The sequence below is a fragment of the Sphingomonas sp. Ag1 genome (genome assembly GCF_000980895.1).
Taxonomy (GTDB): domain Bacteria; phylum Pseudomonadota; class Alphaproteobacteria; order Sphingomonadales; family Sphingomonadaceae; genus Sphingomonas; species Sphingomonas panaciterrae.
The window spans coordinates 1-3,370 of record NZ_LAZX01000037.1 but is presented as its reverse complement, the minus strand read 5'-3'; the positions used below and the strand labels follow the sequence as shown (position 1 = coordinate 3,370).

Genomic DNA, 3,370 nt, shown 5'->3' with positions numbered 1-3,370 from the left:
ACGCCGGCCGGCTCGACCGCCAGATCGCGTTCCTCCAGCCATGCCCCTGCCGCCTCCGGCGAGAGCCCGCGCGTCGCCACCACGCGATCGCCCACCAGCACGGCGGCGCGGGTGGCCTGGACATTGCGGGCGGCGGAATCGACCACCGTCTCCGCGATCTGGCCGACGGAGCCCGTTTCGCGCAGGTCACCGACGATCTGCGGCAGCCCCTGGCTCAGGCGCAGCAGCTGGCGCTGGAAGCGGCGTTCCGCCCAGCTGCTGACGCGGTGGTGCAACGGCACGATCAGCACCGCGGCGAGCGCCGCGGCGAGGCCCCCGGCCAGCGCACCGACCTGCGCGTCGAGATAGGTTTCGCACAAGGTCTCGATCAATTTCTCCCCCGCCGCGAACAGCGCGACGAAGCCGAGCGTCAGCACGCCATAAGCGGCGGAGCGCCCGATCACCGTGTCCGCGTCATAGAGGCGGTAGCGCAGCAGCGAGACGAGCAGCCCGCCGACCATCGAGATCGTCGCGAATAGGCTGCAGATCAACGAGAGGCCATGAAGCTGGCTATATTGCCCCCCCGCCCCTGTCCCTTGCGCTGCCAGAAACGCCATGCCCGACAGGATCAGCCAGAAGGTGCCCGTGGCGAGGCCGAAAAAGCCCCAGCGGACCTGCTGCCGCATGATGCCCGCCGGCATCTGGCGGTAGCGCAGCGCCATCCGCACCAGCACGACCGCGCACAGCGACAACACATAGGGCATGATGATCCAGGGCCCGCCGACCCGTAAGATCACCGCCGGCGGGTAAAGCAGGATCAGGCCGATGATTGTCCAGGAGCGCGCCGACCCGATGCGACCATCGGGAAAGCCGGCCAGGCCCACGAGCAGCATCGCCAGGCTGAGCGAGCCCATCCACTCGCTAAAGAACGGGATGTCCAAGATATCGGCGAGTGGCGTGTTGGCGGTCGCGGCGTTGGTCGCAAAGGCCAGGGCGAGCAGCGCGGGCACCGGTTCACGGCGACGGCGGAAGAGGAGGGCCGCGGCGATGAGAAAGGCGGTGGACGACACGGTTTCGCTGAACCCCTGGAGCAGGCGCACCTTCTCCACCTCCCGCGTGTTGCTGGCCGCGCGGGTCAACCGGTGCGTGCGCACCTCCCCCTGCGCATTGCGCAGGGTCAGCGCAAGGACGGCGCCTTCGGGCCGGTCGAGCAACCGGCGCTGCTGGGCGAAATCCAGAGCGCGCATGGGACGACCATCGATGGCGAGGACTTCGTCGCCGGCCCGGATCCCGGATTGTTGCGCCTGTTGTCCCGTGACAGCGAAGATTTCGCTGCCTGATGACGACGCGCTCAGGCCGTAATTGAGCCAGCGATAGGGATACGGCTTGAAACTCTGCCACGTTCCAAAGACGGTGACGATCAATGCTGTCGCAATGGTCGCGGCCCAGATGATGCTGAAGATACGCAGCCCCGTGCCGGTCAGCCGCGGCAGTGTTTCCGGCAGCCGGATTCGCCATCGTGCAACAGACAGACTGATCATGACATTCCCCCGCGATAGTCATGCCCGACGGGGGCGGTTGCTGTCCAGCCGGGTCGCGACGCGATATCAGCGCGTTACTGTTGCCATGTCTTGTTGCGGGATCGGATCTTCTATGGGTGATCTGGATCAAGGGGCGTGACCGGGCCGGTTCATTGCCCCTGGAGCGTGTTGATACCGGCGGGGTGCCCCCCCCTTACACAAGGGTCGGGCGGGAGCGGATGGCGTTCAGGACCGGGGGTTCGACGGCATAGACCGCCATGCGGCGACCGCCGCGGTTGACGTGATCGGTGATGCGGCCGGCATAGTGGCGGCGGACGAGGCCGGCGCGGACGAGGTCGGAGACGGCGCGGCTGACATTGGCGCGGCCGATCGCCAGCGCCTCCTCCGCGACGGCGGCGTCGATCACCGCAGCGTCCTGTGTCGCGATGCGGGCGGCGACCTTGGCGCGCAGCGTGGCGCGGCGGCGGTCGTTGGCCGCGAGCGGGGCGAGTTGCCGTGCGAGCCAGTCGCGCAGGGCGACACGTTCCCCCTCCCCTTCCGAGCCCTGAGTGCGTGTGCGGATCCAGGGACCGGCGCGGCCGTCGGCGCGGGCGGCCTCCGCGATCAGCCCGAGGACGAGGAAGGCGTAGCGCGGACGGCGCGAGGCGGCGGTCAGCGTGGCGAGGATCGAACCGAGATCGAGGGTGCTGCTGCTCATGCGGCGAATCAAGCACAGTGCGAACACAAGGTGAATCCCCCTTGTGAGTCGGCGTGTCGTCTTTGTCGCGGGTGACACTTTGCCGGAAGAGGCCTGGGCAGAGTGTCATGGCTGACGCTCGTCGGGCTCCGCGAGGGGCGGCGCTTCTCGACTTGGCGGGCTGGCCTGTGGAGCGCGGGGCGACGGCAGAGTGTCACCCGTGACGCAAGGTGACGGGTGGTGCCGGCCTGACGGTGGCGGCGCACGGTGAATCCCCCTCTTCCAATCCAAAGGATTTCACATCGCCTTCCAGGTTAGACGGTTTATCTTAGGGTTAGAGAGTTAGGCGGCTGCGATCGGCTACAAACCACTGATATTAGGCGGTTTCCGGGTGGGCGCTGTTCCCGGAGTGTCGTCGCTGTGTTCCTGAAGGTGCGAGGATGGCGTTCCTGAAGTGTCGGTTGATGGTTCCTGAAGGTGCGAGGGATGTTCCCGGAGTGTCGAAGGACGTGATCGTAGGCCTGTTTGCGGCGGGGAATTGAATCGAAATCGGAGTGGGTAGCCGGATCGACGTTCAAATCTCCGGCGCGGCGCGGTGGACATGTCTGGACGGCGGCGTTGACCCGACACTTCGGGAACGGATCCGCCGAACGCGAGGGTGTTTTGTCGGTGTGGGCTCCCCTGCCCCGGCCTGGCTTGGATGTCTGCGCGACCTGGCTTGAGAGGTGGTGCGCGATGCGAGGGGCGATGCGTGGCGGAAAGGTTTCGGGGCGCATGAGCGGGTGGGCCCCCTCCCCTGCCGTCACCGGCCGAGTTCGTGGCGGTGCTTGTCGTGCCAGCGTTTGACGAAGCCGATGAACGCGTTCTGGTAGTTGACCGGGGTGCGCGCGGGATCGGCGTCGATCCACTGGCGGAATTCGGCATGGAGCGCCTGATAGTCCCAGCCGGGATATTCGGCGCGGAGCGTGTCGAGCGTCGCGTCGGTGAGGTCGCCGGCGGTGGCGCGCGTTGCCAGGCTCTTGACCGATCGGCTGACCGAGCGGCGGATCATCGATGCCATTTCGGACAGCTCTGCGGTGCGCTCAGGCGAGGGGGCGGGGTCACGCGACAGGGCCGGGAGCGGCGGCTGCGCGGGGGTGGTGGGGGCAGCAGCGGGTGTTTCCCCGGGGAAACG

Annotated in this window: 2 protein-coding genes and 1 pseudogene; all 3 read right to left on the bottom strand. The window is 67.5% G+C overall.

The features are described from left to right. Nucleotides 1–1,520 (bottom strand): hypothetical protein (locus XM50_RS00395; RefSeq protein WP_046406419.1); only part of this gene is annotated, 1,520 nt, incomplete at its 3' end. Nucleotides 1,521–1,713: 193 nt separating this feature from the next. Beyond that, nucleotides 1,714–2,217, bottom strand: coding sequence for a hypothetical protein (locus tag XM50_RS00390; RefSeq protein ID WP_046406417.1), 504 nt, complete (start codon nucleotides 2,215–2,217; stop codon nucleotides 1,714–1,716). Between the two features lie 781 nt (nucleotides 2,218–2,998). Next, a pseudogene (locus XM50_RS20270) lies at nucleotides 2,999–3,370 on the bottom strand (replication initiator protein A); the annotation flags it as partial.

Excerpts from the sequence above, each read along its gene's own strand:
- XM50_RS00390 (WP_046406417.1), bottom strand. The coding sequence starts at position 2,217 with ATGAGCAGCAGCACCCTCGATCTCGGTTCGATCCTCGCCACGCTGACC.